General features: G+C 40.4%; 3 protein-coding genes and 1 pseudogene. 1 reads left to right on the top strand and 3 read right to left on the bottom strand.

Translation table 11 applies throughout. From position 1 onward, the window contains the following. Positions 1 to 164: 164 nt before the first annotated feature. Entirely contained in the window at positions 165 to 2,087 is a 1,923-nt protein-coding gene (locus tag NWQ57_RS08025; protein WP_306021624.1) for a S9 family peptidase, read from the bottom strand. 325 nt (positions 2,088 to 2,412) lie between these two features. Between NWQ57_RS08025 and NWQ57_RS08020 the strand changes: the two genes are divergently transcribed. Further along, positions 2,413 to 2,793 carry a glutathione S-transferase N-terminal domain-containing protein gene (locus tag NWQ57_RS08020; protein ID WP_306021623.1) on the top strand — a complete coding sequence of 127 codons (381 nt, stop codon included), beginning with the start codon at positions 2,413 to 2,415 and terminating at the stop codon, positions 2,791 to 2,793. Position 2,794: 1 nt separating this feature from the next. Here the strand turns inward: NWQ57_RS08020 and NWQ57_RS08015 are convergent, their stop codons facing one another. Together NWQ57_RS08015 and NWQ57_RS08010 are read right to left on the bottom strand one after the other, a co-directional pair. Beyond that, complete coding sequence (locus NWQ57_RS08015; protein ID WP_306021622.1) at positions 2,795 to 4,006, bottom strand: winged helix-turn-helix domain-containing protein; 1,212 nt, start codon at positions 4,004 to 4,006, stop codon at positions 2,795 to 2,797. After that, positions 4,007 to 4,134 (bottom strand): annotated as a pseudogene (locus NWQ57_RS08010) (3-deoxy-manno-octulosonate cytidylyltransferase); the annotation flags it as partial.

Below are 4,134 nucleotides of genomic sequence, written 5' to 3'. Positions count from 1 at the left end.
TTGGACAAATCGCTGTTTGGGGTCCAGCACAAAAAGCCGCAAATATCCCCCCAGCACTGGCGACACGTACTGTTTAACTATTTACAACTACATATTAAGATAACAAAAAGCGGGTAATTACCCGCTTTTTGATTTTTACCCTTTGTAGCGCCTGAAAAAGAAAGTTATTTCAAATAACTATCCAAAAAGCTCACAAACTTATTAGACGCAGCTATACGATTATCTTTTTTACTAAAACCGTGGCCTTCATCATCAAATACCAGGTAATCAACGTAGGTACCACTTGAACGAATGGCTTCGACCATTTCGTCACTTTCTATTTTTAATACCCGTGGATCATTAGCACCCTGCACTACCAATACTGGGCTAGTGACTTTATGGCCAAAAAATACTGGTGAAATACTATGCAGTCTTTCTTCATCAGTCTCTGGATCACCTAATTCGTCATACAAAGATTTACGGAAACTCTCCCAATATGGCGGGATGCTTTTTAATGTACGCACCCAATTAGTTACGCCAAAGATATTAATGCCTACTTTAAATTCTTTAGTAAAGGTCATGGCCGCCATTGTCAGATAACCACCGTAGCTACCGCCAATAACCCCGATATTTTCACTTTCAACCCAAGGTAAAGATTGCAGATACTGTTTGCAATACACCACGTCTTGTAAGTCATCTTGACCATGGCGTTTGTCATCCAGATGGAAAAAGGTTTTTCCATAACCACTCGAACCACGGTTATTGATTTGTAATATGGCATAACCGTTATTAACCAAATGTTGTATCAAGGCAGAATAACCTTTACGACTTTGCCCACCTGGACCACCGTGGATCCACACTAAAGCAGGCACTTTTTTATCTACCGCTTGCTGGGGTTTATATAAAATCCCCGGAATACTCAGGCCATCAAAGCTATCAAAACGCACCACTTCACCAGTAACTAAATCAGATTCATTAATGTTTGGATTACCGGTATTAGTTAAACGAGTAACGCTATCGCCACTAACTTGATATACATATAAGTTTGAAGGAGACGTATCTGAATTGAGGTAAAAGACCATAATTGAACTGTCTTTAGAAAAATTTACGCCACGTAAATCACCATCAGGCATTTTAGGCAAAGCGATATTTTTACCGGTTTGTGTATCAACTATGCTTAACTTAGTTTGAGCATCGGCATTTATGCCACTAATACGGTATTTGCCGTCTTTAGAAAAATACACAAAACTGACATCCCAATCTGCTCTAAGCACCGCCTGATGCTCTTTGTTAGTTAAATCATATTGCCAAGCTTGAACAAACTCCCCATATTGATCAGTAGCGTAAATCAGCTTTTGACTATCCTGACTAAAGGTAAAAGCGCTGTGGGTTATATCGCCTTGGTGAGCCGTGAGCAACATTGGGTTTAGGGCTGTATTTTTTAAATTAATTAAATACAGATCCGAATCGGCATTACTATTAACCTTACTACCCACCACCCAGTTTCCGTTTGGGCTGACACTTTCTAAGGCTAAACCGTCTACATTTTCATAAATCAATTTGCGCGAGTAATCTTCAGTCGCGTAAATATAGAGATCAAAAAACTGCGGATTACGCTCGTTACTCACTACATAAAAATGTTTGTCGTCTTCGTGCCAGCCAACAAAATTAGCTTTTAAATTTTCACCAGGGGTCAAGTCCGTAACCTTGCCATCGGGTTCCTGCACATATAGATGATCGAGCTCGTTGCCTCCCTGATCAGCCGTGTATAAAAAGCGGTTGTCGACCGGAAACCAACTGTCAACATAGATAGACTCTTGGGTCGAATGACTTAACTGAGTAGGTGCTGAACCATCCAGCGGAATTTGATATGCGTTAAAAATACCACTCGCATCATTACTGACCAGAACCAAAGTTCCATCGTGGTTAATGGACGATCCAAAAACCGAGGTGGTTTTATAAAACTCTTCTGCACTGTAAGTTTGAAAAGCTGGCTTTTGCATCAGGTCTGCCGACGCTGACTCAGTTTGCTTAGTTGCTGGGCTACAGGACTGTAACAGCAGCAAAAGTATTGATATAAAACTTAAGGTTTTTAACTTGCTCACCATGTGTATTCCTTTTATTGTTGGGCTTGTACTGGGATTTCGCCGTATTACTATAGGCAATAGCTTAGGTAACACAAATTGTTTATATATTGTGCTATTACTTGCTAAAAATACTATTGTTGCAATGTCTTATGTCGTCTCCTTTTGGCTTGTTTTATAGAAAACTGCTAGCCTTAATATGCTGTTTTAGCTGCCATTATGGATAAACAAAAATAAAGCGTAAAAGTTATGAGAGACAGATGAGTATTAGCTCTTACCTTAATTGGCTATTCATTTATAATGCGCCATCAATTTATTAAGGCCACTTTCTTAAGGTAATATTCTCTCTATGTCGTTTTTAATTAATCTAATCCGTAATTTACTAGGCTCAATTATTGCCCTAGTTGATTTTGTAACTCGTCCATCCAAGCAAAAACGCAGTCTTGCGGCTCAGCAACAAGTAGAAAGTGAATTAAAATCTATGGCGCTTTATCAGTTTTTTGCTTGCCCGTTTTGCATTAAAACTCGCCGTGCTTTACATCGTTTAAATCTGCCGATACAAACCCGCAATGCCACTAAAGGCAGCGACTATCGTGTAGAGCTTGAGCAACAAGGTGGTAAAACACAGGTGCCTTGTCTGCGTATAACAGAGCAAGGTAAAGATATTTGGATGTATGAAAGCGGCGAGATCATTAACTATTTAGAGCAGCGTTTTGGCTCGGTGGTTTAGTTTATAAACAGAGGTTTTCAATAGTTTGTCTGTAGGCTTTTATGTTTTGTTCTGACAGATCATATTTCGCAGACAAGCGTTTTACTTCAATTTTTGTACCTTGGTTAAACAGCAAAAACTCTCGTAGGGCGGGTAAAAAGTCCTGAATAAAGGCTTCTATTTTTGCTGTTTCGATATGTAAATGCTGGATGAGCAACAAACCAGTTTTACGTTCTATCTTAGCATCCATGCGTCCTGAAAACCCATTACCCCACAACAAGGGCAAGCTAAAATAACCATACTGGCGTTTGGGCTCAGGTACATAACATTCAATCTGATAGTCAAAATCAAACAGTTGTTGCATACGTTTACGTTGAATAAGCAGATTATCAAAAGGCGATAAGATCTTAACATGTGAGCGTTTGAGTGATTTTTTTAAACTTTCCTGAGCCTGAGGCAAGGCATAATATCGCTGCCCTTGACACTCAAGAACTTGTAACTCGCCATTCTCCAACATCTGCACACACTGAGTTTCAACGCAGCGTTTAATACCTTTACGTAAATAGGCCATTTCGCTAGCAGTAGCCAAACCATTGGCCTGTAAACAACGAGTGATCAAATATCGATAAAACTCTTTGTCAGAGGGAACGCTGGTATCTATACCTAAGGGTAATACCCTTTCAGTAAGATCATAAACCTTTTGAAAACCTTGGCGTTTTACCGCCATCAACTCGCCTTCCATAAACAATTGTTCGAGGGCTTTTTTGGCTGGTTTCCAATCCCACCAGCCTGCCGCTTTAGCACCGCCTTCGCGCTCAAAGTCTTTGGCCTGCAGCGGACCTTCTGTACGTATGCGTTGTAAAATTTGCTGGGTGAGCTTTTTATCTTTGCTGTGCCAATGGGTTTCGCCCCCCGCAATGGCATGTTTTCGTTGCAGAGAATAACGATAATCACACATAGGCAAATAAGCCGCTGCATGTGACCAATACTCAAATACTTGTTTATCTTCGATTAACTTGGCAAGTTTATCCGCTGAATAGTTATTAACCCTATTCCACAAACTATGATGGTGCGCTCGCTCAACCACTGAGATGGTATCAATTTGAATATAACTAAGTTGTTGCAGGCTGCGTAATATACCGTTTTCCCCCGTACCAAAGGGATTAGTTTTGTGTAATCCCTGACTGACCAAAACTAACTTGCGTGCCTCATTTTGACTAAGCTGCTCAGCCACTTAGAGCCCTTGGAATGCTAACAAACGCTCAAGATCTTCTGGAGTATCAATGCCTGTTGGTGGTGTTTCTCTAGCAATATCCACATGAATTTTCTCACCGTGCCATAGCACTCGCAACTGTTCGAGGG

It is taken from the genome of Paraglaciecola sp., assembly GCF_030730205.1.
In the GTDB taxonomy this organism is placed as follows: domain Bacteria; phylum Pseudomonadota; class Gammaproteobacteria; order Enterobacterales; family Alteromonadaceae; genus Paraglaciecola.
Note: the sequence above shows the minus strand (reverse complement) of the source record. Positions and strands in the feature narration are given on the sequence as shown.

Excerpts from the sequence above, each read along its gene's own strand:
- NWQ57_RS08025 (WP_306021624.1), bottom strand. The coding sequence starts at position 2,087 with ATGGTGAGCAAGTTAAAAACCTTAAGTTTTATATCAATACTTTTGCTG.
- NWQ57_RS08020 (WP_306021623.1), top strand. The coding sequence starts at position 2,413 with ATGTCGTTTTTAATTAATCTAATCCGTAATTTACTAGGCTCAATTATT.